Source organism: Nostoc sp., assembly GCF_036919575.1.
Taxonomy (GTDB): domain Bacteria; phylum Cyanobacteriota; class Cyanobacteriia; order Cyanobacteriales; family Nostocaceae; genus Nostoc.
This window is the reverse complement of sequence record NZ_JBALBY010000128.1, coordinates 48,967-66,413: the sequence shown is the minus strand read 5'-3', so window position 1 is coordinate 66,413 and position 17,447 is coordinate 48,967. Positions and strand designations below refer to the sequence as shown.

Sequence of the window (17,447 nt, the reverse complement as noted above, 5' to 3'; positions counted from 1 at the left end):
GAGTGGGGAGTGGGGAGTGGGGAGTGGGGAGTGGGGAGTGGGGAGTGGGGAGTGGGGAGTGGGGAGTGGGGAGTGGGGAGTGGGGAGTGGGGAGTGGGGAGTAGGAATTCCCTAGTACAGTACGGCGTAAATAAGCCACCCATTTGTAATGTCTGAAACCCTTGCTAAAAGGTAATTACGAATTACTAATTACGCGTAGCCTCTCGTAGAGAAGCAGTACTAGTAGCAGAGATTACTTATCCGATAGCATAATAAAAAATACATTTTCCAACTCCTTCTCAAACCGTAGGGTTTTCACCAAATCGGCTTCTTGAGAGAAGATCGAATCGATGATGATCATGTCAGGTTTGGTTGACAGGGCTTTATGGATGCATTCTTGGCGATCGGAGGCTTCAATCACGCTGTATCCTTGAGTTTTCAGTACATCTGATAAGGTTTTTAAGGCTGATGCATTTTGATCTACAACCAATACTTTTTTACTAGAAGTGCCTTGGGAAAGCAGTGAGCCAATTTCGTGGAGGAGTTTCTCTGTGTCAATGGGCTTGGTGAGATAACGATCAATGCCAATATGGTAGCCCCGTTCTTTGTTTTCAATAATTGACAGAATAATGATCGGAATGTCTGCGGTGTGGGGATCATTTTTGAGAACGGCTGCCACGTCGAAGCCGTTGATTTGAGGCATCATCACATCCAAGAGAATCAGATCGGGACGGGCTATTTTGATTTGATGAATTGCATCCATGCCGTCCTTTCCTTGCCGAACGTTGTAGCCTTCGTTTTCCAGTTGTTGACGAAGCAGTTCCCGAATGTTAGCGTCATCATCTACTACCAGAATGGTTTTGCTGTTTTGGTTCAGCACAGCGTTTGTGGTGATGACGTGTTCTTTGAGTTGTTTGACTAGCGTATCCAGATTCAGATTAGCAGTGGTTTTTTGATCGCAGACGTAGGTGGGAATGATGAAGGAGAATGTGCTACCCTTGCCTGGTTCACTCTCAACCCAGATTCTACCGCCGTGATGATCGACGATTTGTTTACAGATGGGCAGTCCTAACCCTGTGCCTTTGGGTTTGTCGGTGAGAGTGTCACCAACTTGGCGGAATTTCTCGAATACTTTCGGCTGGTCTTCAGGTGTAATGCCAATGCCTGTGTCGATGACGCTGATGCAAACACCTTCCTTCTCTTGTTTAACGCGGCAGATGACAGAACCGGATTCAGTGAATTTAACGGCATTAGAAATCAGGTTGATCAGGACTTGTAGCAGACGATTGCGATCGCCTACTATCTGAGGCAGTCCAGGTTCAATCTCGCACACCAACTCTAAGCCATTGGTTTCAAACAACCCGGCGGTGGAATTGGTTGCTAAATCGAGTAATTCGCCAGGATCGAGGGGCTGCATCTGCCATTCCACTTTACCTGCTTCCATCTTGGCGATATCCAGGACATCATTAATCAAAGATGTCAGCCGTTCTGCTTCCGACACAATAATGTTGAGATTGTCAGCCACCCGCTTAATCGTTTTCTGAAGCTTGCGGTCTTCGGTAGAAAGCATTGGGAACACATCGGTTTCCAGCTTTTCTTGAATGATCGACGCAAAACCGAGGACAGAAGTTAGTGGCGTCCGCAGTTCATGGGAAACTGTTGAGATGAAGTCGGTCTTCATCTGGTCGATTTCCTTTTCTGCCGTCACATCCCGAATCAGCAGCGCCGAACCGAAGCAGGCAGAGGGTTCCTTTTCTGCCGTCTTTTTGAAAATGGCGGTCGCCACTGCCTGACCAATGCGTTCCTTCGTCAGTGCAACTTCGGCAGAGAACACCTCTTTGGGATAGGATTGAGTTTGTTCAATCAAGCCTGCCAACCCGGCGATGGGCAGTTCTCGGTAGTGACCGTTGAGGGCGGTGGTTGTGAATCCATACATGGCTAAAAAGGCAGGATTAAAGTGGGTGATTTGTCCTCCGGTGTCTGCCACTAACAAACCATCTGCTAAGTTATCTAAAATGGCATTTAATCCCTGCGCTTCTGCTAGGGTATTTTGCAGGGCAGCCGTCCGCTCGACAACTCTAGCTTCCAGTTTTTGATTCAGTTGCCGCAGAGCGATTTCTGCTTGTTTGCGGGCAGTGACATCGGTATTGATTTCCAGCATGGCGCAGGGTTGACCGGATAAATTTCGTTGCAAAGTCCAGCGGCTTTGAACGGTGATCGGTGTGCCCTCGCGGGTGGTGTGTTCCAGTTCTCCTTCCCAAGTGCCCTGCCGTAAAAACTCTGGTTGAAGTTCTTCTAAAGGTTTTGGAAAGGTTGATTTCAGAAATGTGTGGATGTATTGGTCTTTCACGAACTCACGAGTCCAGCCATAGAGCCTTTCTGCACCTTGATTCCAGTACAAAATTTTGTCGTTCATATCACGGACGATAATCGCATCGCTGGAATGATTTAACATATCCATGAGACGCTGATTTTCGGCTTCTGCCAGTTTGCGATCGTGAATATCAGTACAAGTACCAATCCATTCCCGAATACTGCCGTCTTTTTCCAGTACGGGGGCACCACAGGCAGAGAAGTAGCGGTATGTGCCATCCTTGCCACGCAACCGATATTCGGTTTGGTGGATACCTCGATTCGCCACAGCAGCATTCCAAGCTTCTGTGGAGTGGGCACGGTCATCGGGATGAATTGGATCAATCCAGCCCCAACCCTCAACTTCAGCTTCGCTCTGCCCCGTATAGGCCATCCAGGTGAGCATTTGACTGCTTATTCCCAGTCCTTCCGGGGTAGCTCCCCAGACAAGTTGTGAGATCGCACTCACTAGAGAGCGAAACCGTTGTTCGTTCTGTTGGAGAGTTTGTTCTGCTAGCTTGCGATCGTGAATATCGGTGCAAGTGCCAATCCATTCCCGGATGCTGCCGTCTGCTTCCAAAACAGGAACTGCATTCCCAAAAAAATAGCGATAAGTGCCGTCTTTGGCACGAATCCGATATTCAAGTTGATAAAGACTCCGGTTCGCCACAGCAGCACTCCAAAGTTCAGCACTGTGGGCACGGTCGTCGGGATGCATGACATCCAACCAGCCCCAGCCGATCATTTCGGCTTCGCTCTGCCCTGTATATGCCTGCCAACCGACTATTTCCGAGTTCACCATTCTTTCCGAGGATGCCGTCCAGACCATTTGTGAAGTAGCAGTTACTAACGAGCGATATCGTTCTTTAAGACCCAGATTTTCGGCTTCTGCCAGTTTGCGCTCGTGAATATCGGTGCAGGTGCCAATCCATTCTCGAACGCTACCGTCTGCTTCCAGTACGGGGGCACCACAGACAAAAAAGTGGCGGTAGCTGCCGTCTTTGGCACGAAACCGATATTCAGTTTGAAAGAGACTCCGATTCGCCACAGCAGTACTCCAGGCAAGGGCTGTGTGGGTACGGTCATCGGGGTGAATCGGATCAAGCCAGCCCCAACCCTCGATTTCATCTGCACTCTGACCTGTGTACGCTAACCAGGTAGACATTTCACTACTCACCGCCAGTCCTTCAGGCGTAGCCACCCAGACAATTTGTGAGCTGGCAATTACCAGAGAGCGAAACCGTTCTTCGCTTCGTTGCAGAGTTTGTTCTCCTAGCTTGCGATCGTGAATATCGGTGCAGCTGCCAATCCACTCACGGATGCTGCCGTCTGCTTCCAGAATGGGGACACCACAGACCCAAAAGTGGCGGTAGCTGCCGTCTTTACCACAAATCCGGTATTCAACTTCATAGGGGCTGCGGTTTGTCACGGCTGCATTCCAAACAAAGGCGGTGCGATCGCGATCGTCGGGATGAACGGCATCAATCCAGCCCCCGTTCTCAGCTTCAGCTAGACTTTGACCTGTATAAGCTATCCAGCTTGCCAGTTCAAAATATATTCCTTGTGGTGTGGATACCCAGACAATTTGTGTGGTAGCTGTCACCAGCAAACGATACCTTTCTTCGCGATGTTTTAAGATTTTGTTGTATTCATCAAGTTGGCTAGACATAGTTGAAGTTTCCTTAGTGGTCGATGTCGGTAGGGTTAGGACAACTAAACCAGGACAATAAAGTGGCGTAAAGCTTTAACGAAATTGGGTTACGTTGAAACATCTGGTAAATTTGCTCTGGTGACGCAGCGCCCAGATTTGGACTCTGTTCTGAAAGTCGCTGAATCAGTTGATTATGGCGGATTAGCAAATCCGTCGGTTTGAGCATTGGAGTTGTTGATGGAATGAAGCCGTCGGCATCGGCAGTGGGAGTTGGCGAGGCAGACGTGCTATTCTGTTCTTCAGCAGCGTCCACCAATGCACAATTTATTGGAATCTGAATCCAGAATTCTGTCCCTTCACCTGGCGCAGAACGACACTTGAGAAATCCCCGGTGTCTGTTCACAATAATTTGGTAACTGATTGCCATACCCAATCCGGTTCCCTTGCCAATTTCTTTTGTGGTGAAGAAGGGATCGTAAATGCGTCGAATCACATCCTCCTTCATGCCTGGTCCATTATCGGCAATGTGAATCACTACAAAATGGTTGTCGAGGATTTCAGTCCGAATAGTGATTTGGGCTGTAGGGGAAGATATTTTTTCATTGCCCATTCCCTCCTCTAGAGCATCAATGGCATTTGCCAGGATGTTCATAAATACCTGATTCAACTGTCCGGGGTAGCATTCAATTAGAGGAAATTTGCCATAGTCTTTAATAATTTTAATTGCTGGACGGCAACCATCTGCTTTCAGGCGATGGTGAAGAATCATCAGCGTTCCGTCGATGCCATCGTGGATGTTGACGGCTTTCATTTCGGCTTCGTCATGGCGGGAGAAGTTTTTCAGAGATTGCACAATTTCCACAATGCGACCTGTGCCCACCTTCATCGAATTCAGCAGTTTCGGGAGATCCTCCATGATAAATTCCAGATCGATTTTGTCTAGCTCTGATTCCAACTCTGGAGGAGCAACAGGTAGGAATTTCTGATACTCTTGCAGCAGGTGCAACAAGTCATTAGCGTACTCGGCAACATATTTTAAATTGCCGTAAATAAAGTTAACCGGGTTGTTGATTTCGTGGGCAACTCCGGCAATGAGTTGCCCTAGACTGGACATTTTTTCGCTTTGGATCAACTGAGTTTGGGCTAATTGCAATTCATTCAGAGCTTGCTGAAGCTTCTGTGTCTGGGCTTTTGCCTGGATGGCTACTTCAGTGCTATGCTCATAAATTACAGCTTTGTCAATAGCGATCGCAGTTTGAGAGGCAAAGATACTCACAAGTTTCAGGTGTTTAGCCTGGTATGAGTCAGTTTTGGGCGTTCCAATTGCGATCGCTCCCAGTACCCGCTCCTTGGCTCGCAACGGTACACAAATCATGGCATTAACGTTTTCTTGCCCCTGTAATCGAGGATCGGCTTGCACATCATTGACGAGTTCTGCCCGGTTGGATTGGACAATGTTGCCAATAATTCCCTTACCTGGTTCCGGCTGACTGTGGTCAAAAAATACTCCAAATTCGGCAATAATTTCAAATGCAGTTGCATCTGGACTCAGAAGCAGAATCATCCCCGCAGACGATTCAATTAATTGACTCAATTCCTGAAGCACAAGTTGGGCAATCTGTCGCGTATCTAAACTTGTTGTGAGTTTAGTCGAGATATCCTCAAACAAATCAATTTCCTGATATCGCTCCAGCAATTCTATAGCGAGTTCTTTCTTCTCAGCTTCCTGCTTTGCCAGAAATGAGAGCAAAGTCGCAAGTATAGTTGCCTGTTCTCCCCCAACAACCCAACCGATGATTTCTCCTGACACCTCGATTGGATATCGGTTTTCCCCAGTTTGCTCCCCAATGCTAATTAGTTTTGTGCCGTCTACCAGTTCAACATCAATCGCCATGTTGAGCTGAGAGACTAAGTTATGAACCAGAGATGGCAACTCTTTTTTGTTGAAAATCTTTCTGAGGCTAACTACGGACATGAAACACCTCGTAAGCAGCAAGTTGCAAATTGACCTCATTCAAGCCAACCGAGTTATTACAGCTATTTCCAGGTAAATACACCAGACCGTAGGGGCACAGCATTGCTGTGCCCCTACAATATATATGGTTCAAATAAATCAAAACTGCTGTAATTTTATCTGCCACCTCTGCGGCTAAGTTTCCCAAGACAGACATTTTCTCACTTTCTACCAGTTGCGCGATCGCGTAGCGCGTTGCCCTGAGCTTGCCCTTCGCGCAGCGTCTCGTACAGAAGGGTCTCCAAGAGTTGTCTACACTGTATTGCAACCTCCTGCCTTCGTCACCGTAGCTATCCGTACCCCTTCGGATAACTAAGCTACGTCCAGCATCTCCAGAAAAGAAAGGAATTGTCATAAAAATCTAGTAATATAATAATTTACTAATTAAGATTAGTTTTCCCAAAAACATTGGCGATATAACAGCTAAGTTGATTGGTAGCAAATACCTTTAAATAATTCGTAATTCGTAATTCGTAATTAAGTTTTGTAACGGGGATTTAGCGAGAAACGCGGTCTTGGGCAAAGCCCCAAGTGGAGCGATTTCTCAAGACAGCGCTGCATTGCGGTCTTGGGGTCTCCCCTCTTGTGCAACTTTGTAAGAGAGACACCTTTCTGGCTAAACAAAGAATAAAGTAGGAAAATCAGCTGCGATACCTTCGGTAAGCTTCGCTAACGCAGCTGATTTTCCTACTTTTAAAAAATATTTAGGTAAGCGGTAGCTTCAGTTAGATCCGAGAGTAGCGAAAACGAAGTCTGAGTAACCGTAGCCAGCGTAACCACATTTGTGCAGGTTGTTCAAAGAAGGTGAAAATATCACCGAAACCCAAATTAGTTTTGTGATGATGTAACCAGTGTCTCTCAGGAGTCGTAATAAATAGAATTTGGCACAAAATATTTACAGGCTTTGGAGTTTGCCAACCAAGTACACTTATGTGTCTCCACCACACATGAAACTGACCAAGCAGTAATCCAGAGATCACGCCAATGGGAGAGAAAGGCCACAAGACTACTGCTATAAGTACATAAGGCAAAGCTCCCAAGATACCATCTAAAAGAACCTGGCGATTAAAAGTCAAAATTGCGTAGTGGCGGAAGTCCTTCTTCCAGGAGTGGTGCGTTTTTAAATGAAGGCTACCAAAAACGTGTTCGGGTACGTGGTAAATAAATGTAGATAGAAAATCGCCAAAAAACAGTAATAACCAAACAACAGCGATCGCCTCAAGCATTTGTACTCCTCAAGTAAGTTAAGAAAACTCCACAGAAAATATGCAAATGTCATACTGTCGGCGTATACACCTGGTTTTGGGCTATGCAAGCAGCACCAATGCGTCTCATGGGTCTACGCTCCAGTTAATTTGGCTCAGAGTTCTAATTGGGTCAGTTGCAGTTTCATGAATCTCCAATCCTGAATGCAGTCAACAGCAACTCCTAAGAACCTCCAATTTGACTTCTGACTCTGAGTGAATGGTAGTAATACACCTAAAAACCGATGGGGATACTGTATTTTACTATAGTTACTACACAATCTTCTTACTAAGGCATACAGCGTAAGCAAAGGTTGAGTTAAAGTTAGTACAAATTTAGGTTAAGGCTTTCTTCAACATTGTGAATTCTAAATTGATTTCAATCGTAGTTTTTCACACATCCCAAATTTAGGTTACTTTCTAGTTGGGAAGGAAGTTGAAGAAGAATGCAGAATCCAGAATCCAGAATTCACCAATCTTTCAGTGGGTGATTGGGACCGGCGCAGGAATTGTTGACCACCAAAAATTCTAGTTTTGTGGGGGTGCAAAAACTCCGATTATTCATCCGCTTTTTCGTTCAGAATACCTAACATGAATTCTGACGACTGGCGCCAATATTGCTGTTCGATAAAATCAGAATTTTAAGCTATAATTACACGATTTATCTAAGATCAGCAATCAGTCAACCTGACTTAGAAGTGCCTGATTTAAAGACTCTCGCTGCTTTGAGTTCACCGAAAGAATACTGAGCAATAAATGCTGAGTGCCTAACACTGTTTCGATAAGAATTTATTGTTACTTCTTTATCTTATCTGTCACCGAAAATGAATGAGCGCAAGCCCCTGCTTTCAAGTAGCGATCGCTGTACGCCAAAGTTGCATAAAAGCGTAGCGTTTTTAATGCAAGCTGACGCATTGGCATTGTAAGCCGATGCATTGGCATTATAAGCTGACGCATTGGCATTATAAGCTGACGCATTGGCATTGTAAGACGATGCATTGGCATTGCAAGGCGATGCATTGGCATTGTAAGCCGACGCATTGGCATTGCAAGGTATTAACCATTGGTGTCAACTTAAGCCTTGGCGAATGGAATTCGCGGCTACACAAACAAAGTCCACCTTTCCTGCGGAACGCTACGCGAACGTGGACTAATACAAAATCAAGGGTTCTTAACCCACGTTCGCCCTTGGCGTTCCGTAGGAAAGGTGGGTTTTGCCTGTGTAGACGCGGTTTCTAACCGCCCTTTTAGCTTCCTAAAACTCCCAGGTTGCCTGTAAAACTATCCTTCTGCGCCCCGAAATGTAGATATAATAAGCAGATCGATATAGACACACATGGCAGACCATCACCAACTCTCCAACTTCATTTGGCAAATTGCTGACTTATTACGGGGGCTTTACCGCCCACCGCAGTACGAACGTGTAATGTTACCAATGACGGTGCTGCGTCGCTTTGATTGTGTACTTGCGCCAACTAAACCGCAGGTACTAAAAGAATTTGACAAGAGGAAAGATACATTTAAGGATGATGCCCTAGATGCAATGCTGAATAAGGTAGCAGGGCAACGTTTTCATAATCGATCGCAACTTGATTTTGAGCAGCTTAAAGGTGATCCCGACAATATAGATCAACATCTCATTAGCTACATTAAAAGCTTCTCAAAAAACGTTTACGATATTTTCGAGCGATTTGAGTTTACTGCTGAAATAGAAAAAATGCGTGAAGCAAATATTCTCTATCTTGTTGTTTCTAAGTTTTGCGATGTTAACCTGCATCCTGATGACTTGGATAACATCAACATGGGGTTGCTGTTTGAGGATTTAATCCGCAGATTTAATGAAGCAGCTAATGAAACAGCAGGCGATCACTTTACGCCGCGAGAAGTGATCCGTTTGATGGTAGATATTTTGTTTGATCCCGATGACGATATCTTGACTAAACCGGGGATCATTCGCAAAATGCTTGACCCTACCTGTGGTACTGGGGGAATGCTGGCTGAGGCACAAAATTATTTACGCGAAAACCATGCAACTGCAAAATTGTGGGTATTTGGGCAAGATTTTAATCCCCGTGCTTATGCTATGGCTGCTTCAGATTTGTTGCTGAAAAGTAATGAAAACAGTGATATTCGTTACGGTGATTCGCTGATTAATGACCAATATTATAGTGAACGTTTTGATTATTTTCTTGCTAATCCCCCGTTTGGTGTGGACTGGAAGAAGCAACAAAAAGAGGTGCAACGCGAACACGAAAAGTTAGGTTTCGCTGGAAGGTTTGGCGCAGGTACACCGCGAGTTAATGATGGCTCGTTGCTATTCTTACAGCACATGATTAGTAAATTTGAGCCGTATCAGGCAGAAGCTGAGAAAAATGGCTCACGTTTGGCGATCGTTTTCAATGGTTCACCTTTGTTTACTGGTGGTGCGGGTAGCGGTGAAAGTGAAATCCGTAAGTGGGTGATTGAAAATGACTGGTTGGAAGCGATTATAGCCCTGCCAGAGCAAATGTTTTATAACACTGGTATTAGTACTTACGTTTGGATTGTTACCAATCGCAAGCAGCAACACCGCAAAGGAAAGATTCAATTAATAGACTCTCGCACTCGCTGGCAACCTATGCGTCGTAGTTTAGGTGACAAACGTCGCTATATGCGTGAAGAAGATATCGCCGCAGTGGTGCGGGAGTACGGTGAGTTTGTAGAAAGTGAAACAAGTAAGATTTTTGATAATGAAGATTTTGGCTATAATCGCGTTCCGATTGAAAGACCGCTACGTTTGCTCTACCAAATGGATGTAGAACGCAAAAGCCGATTTTTAGATGCTGTGCCTCACTTATTAGATGATGTGCAAGCGATAGATAGAGAATTAGGACGAGAACCCCGTTCTAATTGGAGTGAGTTTGAGAAGTTGATGAATGCTTTAATTAAGCAGCGTGGTAGCAAGTGGAAAAAGATGGAGAACAAGCTGTTTCGGGATGTTTTTACGGAGCGTAATGTAGAAGCCGAGGGGGTTATTCTCAAGGAACGTAAAGCGACTAATGAACCTAATGCGCGTGTTTGGGGTTGGTTCCGGGATGCTAAAGGCAAGGTAGAGCGGATGTATGAGCCAGATACGCAATTACGGGATTTTGAAAATGTGCCTTTGACTGATGAAATTGTGGGATATTTTCACCGTGGGGTTGAACCGCACGTAGCTGATGCTTGGGCAGATGGTGATAAAATTCGCAGTGCTTATGAGATTAATTTTAATCGGCACTTTTATAAATACACTTCTTTGCGACCTTTAGCTGAAATTGATGCTGACATTAAGCGAATGGAAGAAGAGTTTATGCGTTTGCTGCATGAGGTGATAGTGTGACTCTAATAGGTAGTTTAGTAACAAAAAATCAACCTATTTTCCAAAAGATACCACTAGGATGGAGAGCTAGTCAAGTTAAATACTTGGGGCGATATATCAATGGTTATGCCTTTAAGCCTGAAGACTGGAGTCATGAAGGAAAACCAATTTTACGAATTCAAAATTTATCTAATCCTAATGCTAGTTTAAATCGCTATCAAGGTGTTCTACCAGAAGCTTACATAATAAGAAATGGAGATATTCTTATCTCTTGGTCTGCATCGCTTGGAGTCTTTCAATGGACTGGTGAAGATGCTTGGCTAAATCAGCATATCTTTAAGGTAGATATTCACAAAAGTTTAGTACGTCCTGACTATTTCCGATGGTTAGCTAGTTGGTTTATTTATGAGATGGCACATAAAGCTCATGGCTCAACTATGCAACACCTAACATGGGATGCTTTTGGTAGTTTTCCGGTTCTTCTTCCATCCTTAGAAGAACAACGTAAGATCGCAAATTACCTTGATCGTGAAACCGCCAAAATAGACACACTCATCTCAGCTAGAGAGCGTTTGCTTGATTTACTGACAGAAAAGCGCCGCGCCCTAATTACTCATGCTGTAACTCGTGGGCTAAATCCTGATGTCTGCTTACAAAATTCGAGTTTTGAGTTTTTCAAGTATATACCTGAGCATTGGGAAGTGATCAATCTCAAGTTTTTAACCGAAGTGAGAACAGGAGTAACCAAGGGGCGTAATTTTGGTAATCGTGAAACAGTTCTCGTACCATATTTTCGTGTTGCTAATGTTCAAGATGGGTATCTCGATTTATCAGACATAGCTCAAATTGAAGTTTTACCAGAAGAAATATCTTCATTCAAACTGGAAAAAGGTGATGTTTTAATGAATGAAGGTGGTGATGCTGACAAGCTAGGGCGTGGTGCTGTTTGGGATGGTTCTATTGATCCTTGTTTACACCAAAATCATGTTTTTGCGGTGCGATGCCATAATATTGAACCTGATTGGTTAACTACTGTAATCGGCTCACACTATGCAAAAGCATACTTTGAATCTCGGTCAAAACAAAGCACTAATCTTGCTTCAATTTCAACCACAAATATGAAGGAACTGCCAATTGTAGTACCCCCTCCAGATGAACGAAAAGCTATTATTGAATACCTTAAAGAAGCAACTTTAAAGTTAGATCGATTATGTTCTGTAGCTAGAAGCACAATCGAACTTTTACATGAGCGTCGCACTGCACTGATTACAGCAGCAGTCACCGGACAGATTAAAGTTACAGCATAATATAGTTAAATTAAAAAGTTATTATTTACCTTATTATTTATTGAAATTTCCAACATATAGCGCTTCTGTGTTTAGTTCAATACAGACCTAACCCCCAGCCCCTTCCCTACTAGCGTTGGGGAGTAAGATTCAAAGCTTCTCTTCTTTTAGGCTACAGTGTACACACAAGTCTTTTGACCTGCAATGCCATTGCATCGACTGACAATGCCATTGCATCGACTAACAATGCCATTGCATCGGCTGACAATGCCATTGCATCGACTGACAATGCCATTGCATCGGCTGACAATGCCATTGCATCGGCTGACAATGGCATTGCATCGACTAACAATGCCATTCTGACTTTTCACGTTATGTGGAAAAGCTAACGATTGACCTAACCCCCTAACCCCCTTCCCTACCAGGGTTGGGGGAAAATTCAAAGTCTCTCTCCTTTTAGGAGAGAGATTTAGAGAGAGGTTCCAAGAATAAGTCACATATCGCGTGATTTATACAAGAGGTCTACTATAAAAACCAAACCCAACATCAAAAGAGGCGCTAATGAACATAGCCTATAAAGTCTACTTCAACCTGATCAAAGCCGGTAAAAACGACCCCAACGTAGAGCGCAAAAACGCTGCCCGTTCCCTGGCTCGGTTCATGCGCCTACACCCGCATAATATTGCCCAGAAGACAGAAGTAATGGTAGAACACTTAAACACCTTTACCCGCCACAAAATCGGTAGTCAGGCCAAAGCAATGGTAGTAACTAGCTCTCGCCTAGATGCAGTGCGCTACAAACAGAGTTTCGACAAATACATCCAGGAAAAAGGGTATGCTATCAAAACGCTGGTAGCCTTTTCAGGTGTAGTCACAGACGACAAGATTCAAGATAAAACTTACAGCGAACAATCTGTTGGGCTAATGAAAAATCCTCAGGGATGAATGTTAAATAAGCTTTCCGTGACGGAAAAGTTATCGTAAATAAAAGGGTTTAAGACCCCTAACTCTACACGTAGTGTCAGTTTCAGTCGGGGTTTAAATCCCCGTCTGAAAATGTCTTTAATTACGAATTACGAATTACGAATTACGAATTATTTTAACGAGAGTAAGGGTGATTGAAGGTTTCCCAAGCAGCGATCGCCGCCTTTTGCAGGCGAAAACTGAAGTCTACGACGTCTTTCATCATTAAGTGCCAGTTTCTCTCAGCTTCGTCCTGAATTATTGCCCAAGAGTCTTCTAAGCGATCGCGTTCCATCAATTTTCTTCCTTCAATTAATTCCCGTGCTTGACGCACAGCTTTCAAATATGTTTCACGCGTCAGAGTATCTGCTGACTCAGCTTGAGCGCGTCTTTTTAGCGCCTCAATCAGCGCTTTCGTTTCGCGCTTCACCTCATCACTTTCGCCAGCCAATTCGATTTCTACTAATTCATCGGTTTGAGAATTAATTCCGACAATTACTATTGATTTATTAGATTCAATTACTGTGGGTTTAAAAGATTCAATCTTCTTAGCAGTCATAGTTAAAACATCCTTAATTACAAAGCTTACTCTCGGATAAAAGCTGCACTCTATACTAATAATCATCAGTCATTGTTAATTTCACAAAGGACAAATGACTAATGACAAATGACAAATTAGTAAGCTTTTGTTGGTAGTTGTTGCTCTAATTTCAGCAATGCTGCAACTCGCACTTCTGTAGCAGGGTGACTGGAGAACAAGTTACCGAGAAACTGTCCAGAGATAGAATTGATAATTAATAACGGCTCATAAGCTGGATTGGCATTTAAAGGTATCTGCTTTGCTGAGGCTTCTAACCGTTGTAGCGCCCTAGCTAAGGCGCGGGGATTACCAGTTAATCTCGCAGAACCGGCATCAGCCGAGAATTCTCGTGTGCGTGAAATTGCCAGCTGAATAATCGTCGCAGCCACCGGCGCAAGGATTACTGTTAACAAAACTCCCAAAGGATTTGCACCTCTGTTGTCATCTCGTGAACCACCGCCAAACCATAGGCTGTAACTCACCATTTGCGCTAAGAATGAGATCGCACCAGCGACAGTAGCAGCAACGGCTTGTGTGAGGGTATCACGATTAATAATGTGGGTGAGTTCGTGGGCGATAACGCCTTCGAGTTCGTCCTCTGGTAATATATTCAAAATCCCTTCGGTGACAGCCACAGCAGCGTGTTCAGGATCGCGCCCTGTAGCGAAGGCGTTAGCACCAAGGCTTGGGACAATGTAAACTTTGGGCATAGGAATATTAGCGCGATCGCTCAATCTCTGCACCATCTGATAAAGTCCTGGTGCTTCCCTTTCACTCACAGGCTGGGCGCGGTATACTGCCAGCGCAATCTTATCTGATTGATACCACGAAAATAGGTTTGTTGCTGCTGCCAGCCCAATTCCGATTATCAACCCACTAGAACCGCCAATTACCCAGTAACTAATTGCGATCAAAAGACCACTTAGCGCCGCTAGCAAAGCAGCTGTTTTCAATTGATTTGTCATACTCTTGCTCTCCTGCTAATGCTGTGTAAATTTTTGAGAAAACAGCATTACTTAAGCTACATTTTGATTGTATCCAGCTAAATTTAGATATATGGTACAGAAAACCTATCAGATAAGTACGGTTTTCCCACTTAACTTTTATAAACACTAACTTAGTTTTTTTTTCATACTTATCTATTGGTAATCAAATTAAGCTTTATAGATACTAAAAACGCATCTATCTATAGGAATAAATTGTTTATCGTAAATAAAAGGGTTTAAGACCCCTCTCTTACAAAGTTCTGATGGTCGGAAACCGACCCTCCGACTCCGATCAGTTTCAGCCGGGGTTTAAATAAGAGTCTGAAAATGTCTAAAATGTTTGAATTTTGAATTTTGAATTGTTAAGAGTCTATCCTTTGTGCTTGATATACCTGTTCGGTAAATAGCTGAAAATCTAGTTCACACGCCTTCAAAGCTTCAGTCGCTTGTGAGTATCCTTGTGCATCAAACAAATCGCGATCTCGGATTTTTGGCAACCAAGAACGCAGTTTAGTTAGTTCCGCCTCATTCTCTTCCAACTCTGCAAAAGTGAGGTTACTTGTTTCCCGTTCCTCGCTCAATTCGCTATGGAAATCCCGACATTGCCCCAAAAACTCTTGATATTCTTGGTCTGCCTGCTGTTGAAAACGATCCATCAACATCGCGTTTTGCTCAGGTTGATCAATCCAAATAGTGAATAAATCTGCTTCACCGCCACCCGTTGTAATGTCTGCTTTCAACTCTTCCAAATGCTGCTGCAAATCTTCTCGCTGTGGTAGCACGCACACCGACTGCTGTAGGTAAAGTGCGCCCAATCCCTTAAGTTTACGCCAAACATACACCCGTTGCGTTGAAGGTTGAGCAGGTACTTTATACACCAATAGGTTCCAAGATTCTCTATCCATAGAGGTATTGTAACAAGTGTTGCATTCAATTTATCTTATTGCTAGTCTAATTATGAAACATCTGTTGCATTTATAAAAATTTATGAATCTGAACCATAAAGTTGGCAGCATTGACTGGAGTCCCATTATCCAAAGGATGGAACCTCACGGGAATTGTCATTTACCTGCATATCCAGGGGATTTGAAAGCTGTTTTACTGAATCATGCTGGTTTGGCTCAACATCCTCAAGGCGAGAAAGCCTACCAGTTGGCGAGAGAAATTGCCCGATTGACTACCTTCAGCGATGCAGAAATCACTTATTGGTTCTCAAGAATTACAGAACTGATGTAGTGACTCTAGTCAGCTAAACAGGGAATATGCAACTACAAAAGAAATTTTTCCAGAGCACGACCAAAAGCAAAAATGGTATCCTTGAATTAAAGTGAAACCAATGGCGATGGAGCTCGCCAAAACCGCCTTTCCGGTAGAGGTTAAATTAATAACTGGAAGGCTGATGGCTCCTACTTTCCTCGCTGACTGCGGGAGAGTAGGGCTTGGCTAAATGCATTACCTGACTCCCCTGTAGAAAGTGTAACTCTACAAATCGCACCTCAAGGAGTCATGGGATGAAACACTTTCGTCAATTTGAACCATTTATTGCATTACCCCACCTGATTAAGTGGTTGCCTATTTCCATTGTGGTTGGCATTCTTGCTGGAACGGCTTCTGCGGCTCTTTTAGCATCATTGGAATGGGCAACTGATTGGCGAGAATCGCATCGGTGGATTATCGCCTTGCTACCCCTTGGTGGCTTCTTGAGTGGTTGGATTTATTATAAATTCGGTCGGACTGTAGAAGCCGGAAATAACCTTTTACTTGAAGAAATTCATAACCCCAAAAATATTATTCCCTTCCGCATGGCTCCTCTTGTTTTACTAGGAACAGACCTTACACATTTATTTGGTGGTTCAGCCGGTCGTGAAGGTACAGCATTACAAATGGGAGCAACTTTTTCAGACCAGTTAACTAAAATATTACATTTTCAAGGAGCCAATCGGCGGATTTTGTTAACGGCAGGTATCAGTGGGGGATTCGCTTCAGTTTTCGGTACTCCCTTAGCTGGAACTGTTTTTGGTCTAGAAGTTTTAGCGATTGGTAAAATTAATTATGATGCCCTTTTTCCCTCTTTAATTGCTGCGATCGTTGGAAATCAAGTAACCTTACTATGGGGTTTGCATCATACCGCATACCGACACGCGCCGTCTATACCGACACTCACAATTTGGGGGCTGATTTCTGCCATTATTGCAGGTGCAATCTTTGGAATAATTGCAAGATTTTTTGCTCAAGTAACTCACAAAATCAGTCACTTGTTTAAAGCAAAGATATCTTATCCTCCAATGCGTCCTTTAATAGGCGGTGCGATCATAGCAATAATTGTTGGTTTGAGTGGTACAACTAAGTACATTGGGCTTGGTATCCCTACTATCGTTGATTCCTTCCACACTCAGCTACCTCCTTGGGATTTTGCAGCAAAATTAGGTCTGACTGCTTTAACTTTAGGTGCAGGATTTAAAGGAGGAGAAGTAACACCTTTGTTTTTTATTGGTGCAACTTTAGGTAATGCTTTGTCGTTGCTTTTAGCATTACCTGCACCACTGTTAGCAGGAATGGGATTTGTGGGTGTGTTTGCGGGTGCAGCAAATACACCTTTGGCATCAACCTTAATGGGAATTGAATTATTTGGTTTGGAATCGGGGATATTTATTGCTATTGGCTGTGTAGTAAGTTATTTATTTTCGGGTCATTCGGGAATTTACTCTGCACAGCGTATCGGGTTGAGTAAATACTCTGCTGTATATTTAGAAGAAGGGGTGACTTTGGCTAATTATGAACAACCCAAAATTAAGCCAAAAATCGATTTATCTGATGATGGTGAAGAAGAAGGAAGTAATTCTGAGGAATAATTTTTTGATGCAATTAATGGATAATTGGGAAAGCACGTATTTTATCGCCGTAGGCATCGCTATTGTCTAAAGTAAAGTAGCCACTCAATCAAAAAGAGAGGGAGAAATCATACATAAATTTGCTGGGCAAAAGGTGTCTGAAATCCTCAAGTACAAGAAGGGTAGTATAAAACAGGCTCCACTCCCGGAGGAATCGCCCAGTT

The 17,447-nt window shown here is 43.8% G+C and carries 14 protein-coding genes and 1 riboswitch; of the genes, 5 read left to right on the top strand and 9 right to left on the bottom strand.

Features of this window, described 5'->3' with window-relative positions:
• Positions 1-232: 232 nt before the first annotated feature.
• The 5 genes from V7K27_RS34580 to V7K27_RS34560 all read right to left on the bottom strand — a co-directional run bounded on the left by V7K27_RS34580 (position 233) and on the right by V7K27_RS34560 (position 8,281).
• Positions 233-4,000 (bottom strand): PAS domain S-box protein, encoded by a 3,768-nt coding sequence (locus tag V7K27_RS34580; protein WP_334953321.1) that lies wholly within the window; start codon positions 3,998-4,000, stop codon positions 233-235.
• A 13-nt stretch (positions 4,001-4,013) separates the two neighbouring features.
• The gene (locus V7K27_RS34575; RefSeq protein WP_334953320.1) at positions 4,014-5,957 is read right to left on the bottom strand and encodes a GAF domain-containing sensor histidine kinase; all 1,944 of its coding nucleotides are present in this window, start codon (positions 5,955-5,957) and stop codon (positions 4,014-4,016) included.
• Positions 5,944-6,351, bottom strand: a complete 408-nt coding sequence (locus V7K27_RS34570; protein WP_334953319.1) for a hypothetical protein — start codon at positions 6,349-6,351, stop codon at positions 5,944-5,946. The genes V7K27_RS34575 and V7K27_RS34570 overlap by 14 nt, the downstream gene beginning before the upstream one ends.
• A 370-nt stretch (positions 6,352-6,721) precedes the next feature.
• Positions 6,722-7,222, bottom strand: a complete 501-nt coding sequence (locus V7K27_RS34565) for a fatty acid hydroxylase (protein WP_334953318.1) — start codon at positions 7,220-7,222, stop codon at positions 6,722-6,724.
• A gap of 813 nt (positions 7,223-8,035) precedes the next feature.
• The gene (locus tag V7K27_RS34560; RefSeq protein ID WP_334953316.1) at positions 8,036-8,281 is read right to left on the bottom strand and encodes a hypothetical protein; all 246 of its coding nucleotides are present in this window, start codon (positions 8,279-8,281) and stop codon (positions 8,036-8,038) included.
• Positions 8,282-8,576: 295 nt separating this feature from the next.
• Between V7K27_RS34560 and V7K27_RS34555 the strand changes: the two genes are divergently transcribed.
• Positions 8,577-10,598: a type I restriction-modification system subunit M gene (locus V7K27_RS34555; RefSeq protein ID WP_334953314.1), complete on the top strand. Its 2,022-nt coding sequence runs from the start codon at positions 8,577-8,579 to the stop codon at positions 10,596-10,598.
• Positions 10,595-11,884, top strand: coding sequence for a restriction endonuclease subunit S (locus V7K27_RS34550; RefSeq protein WP_334953312.1), 1,290 nt, complete (start codon positions 10,595-10,597; stop codon positions 11,882-11,884). The genes V7K27_RS34555 and V7K27_RS34550 overlap by 4 nt, the downstream gene beginning before the upstream one ends.
• 151 nt (positions 11,885-12,035) lie before the next feature.
• Here V7K27_RS34550 and V7K27_RS34545 read toward each other — a convergent pair whose 3' ends face one another.
• The gene (locus V7K27_RS34545; RefSeq protein ID WP_334953310.1) at positions 12,036-12,221 is read right to left on the bottom strand and encodes a hypothetical protein; all 186 of its coding nucleotides are present in this window, start codon (positions 12,219-12,221) and stop codon (positions 12,036-12,038) included.
• Between the two features lie 203 nt (positions 12,222-12,424).
• On the opposite strand from V7K27_RS34545, the gene V7K27_RS34540 reads away from it, so the two are divergent.
• A complete protein-coding gene (locus tag V7K27_RS34540; protein WP_334953309.1) occupies positions 12,425-12,808 on the top strand; it encodes a hypothetical protein in 384 nt (127 codons plus the stop codon).
• A gap of 154 nt (positions 12,809-12,962) precedes the next feature.
• Here the strand turns inward: V7K27_RS34540 and V7K27_RS34535 are convergent, their stop codons facing one another.
• The 3 genes from V7K27_RS34535 to V7K27_RS34525 all read right to left on the bottom strand — a co-directional run bounded on the left by V7K27_RS34535 (position 12,963) and on the right by V7K27_RS34525 (position 15,297).
• Positions 12,963-13,385 (bottom strand): hypothetical protein, encoded by a 423-nt coding sequence (locus tag V7K27_RS34535; RefSeq protein WP_334953308.1) that lies wholly within the window; start codon positions 13,383-13,385, stop codon positions 12,963-12,965.
• A 116-nt stretch (positions 13,386-13,501) separates the two neighbouring features.
• Positions 13,502-14,371, bottom strand: coding sequence for a zinc metalloprotease HtpX (locus V7K27_RS34530; RefSeq protein WP_334953306.1), 870 nt, complete (start codon positions 14,369-14,371; stop codon positions 13,502-13,504).
• A gap of 383 nt (positions 14,372-14,754) precedes the next feature.
• Positions 14,755-15,297, bottom strand: a complete 543-nt coding sequence (locus tag V7K27_RS34525) for a Chromate resistance protein ChrB (protein WP_334953305.1) — start codon at positions 15,295-15,297, stop codon at positions 14,755-14,757.
• Positions 15,298-15,379: 82 nt separating this feature from the next.
• Between V7K27_RS34525 and V7K27_RS34520 the strand changes: the two genes are divergently transcribed.
• The gene (locus V7K27_RS34520) at positions 15,380-15,628 is read left to right on the top strand and encodes a hypothetical protein (RefSeq protein ID WP_334953304.1); all 249 of its coding nucleotides are present in this window, start codon (positions 15,380-15,382) and stop codon (positions 15,626-15,628) included.
• 93 nt (positions 15,629-15,721) lie between these two features.
• Positions 15,722-15,808, top strand: a riboswitch (Fluoride riboswitch).
• Between the two features lie 95 nt (positions 15,809-15,903).
• On the top strand, positions 15,904-17,244 hold the full coding sequence (locus V7K27_RS34515; protein ID WP_334953303.1) for a voltage-gated chloride channel family protein: 1,341 nt from the start codon (positions 15,904-15,906) through the stop codon (positions 17,242-17,244).
• Positions 17,245-17,447 lie beyond the last annotated feature (203 nt).

Excerpts from the sequence above, each read along its gene's own strand:
- V7K27_RS34580 (WP_334953321.1), bottom strand. The coding sequence starts at position 4,000 with ATGTCTAGCCAACTTGATGAATACAACAAAATCTTAAAACATCGCGAA.
- V7K27_RS34575 (WP_334953320.1), bottom strand. The coding sequence starts at position 5,957 with ATGTCCGTAGTTAGCCTCAGAAAGATTTTCAACAAAAAAGAGTTGCCA.
- V7K27_RS34570 (WP_334953319.1), bottom strand. The coding sequence starts at position 6,351 with ATGACAATTCCTTTCTTTTCTGGAGATGCTGGACGTAGCTTAGTTATC.
- V7K27_RS34565 (WP_334953318.1), bottom strand. The coding sequence starts at position 7,222 with ATGCTTGAGGCGATCGCTGTTGTTTGGTTATTACTGTTTTTTGGCGAT.
- V7K27_RS34560 (WP_334953316.1), bottom strand. The coding sequence starts at position 8,281 with ATGCGTCGGCTTACAATGCCAATGCATCGCCTTGCAATGCCAATGCAT.
- V7K27_RS34555 (WP_334953314.1), top strand. The coding sequence starts at position 8,577 with ATGGCAGACCATCACCAACTCTCCAACTTCATTTGGCAAATTGCTGAC.
- V7K27_RS34545 (WP_334953310.1), bottom strand. The coding sequence starts at position 12,221 with ATGGCATTGTTAGTCGATGCAATGCCATTGTCAGCCGATGCAATGGCA.
- V7K27_RS34540 (WP_334953309.1), top strand. The coding sequence starts at position 12,425 with ATGAACATAGCCTATAAAGTCTACTTCAACCTGATCAAAGCCGGTAAA.
- V7K27_RS34535 (WP_334953308.1), bottom strand. The coding sequence starts at position 13,385 with ATGACTGCTAAGAAGATTGAATCTTTTAAACCCACAGTAATTGAATCT.
- V7K27_RS34530 (WP_334953306.1), bottom strand. The coding sequence starts at position 14,371 with ATGACAAATCAATTGAAAACAGCTGCTTTGCTAGCGGCGCTAAGTGGT.
- V7K27_RS34525 (WP_334953305.1), bottom strand. The coding sequence starts at position 15,297 with ATGGATAGAGAATCTTGGAACCTATTGGTGTATAAAGTACCTGCTCAA.
- V7K27_RS34520 (WP_334953304.1), top strand. The coding sequence starts at position 15,380 with ATGAATCTGAACCATAAAGTTGGCAGCATTGACTGGAGTCCCATTATC.
- V7K27_RS34515 (WP_334953303.1), top strand. The coding sequence starts at position 15,904 with ATGAAACACTTTCGTCAATTTGAACCATTTATTGCATTACCCCACCTG.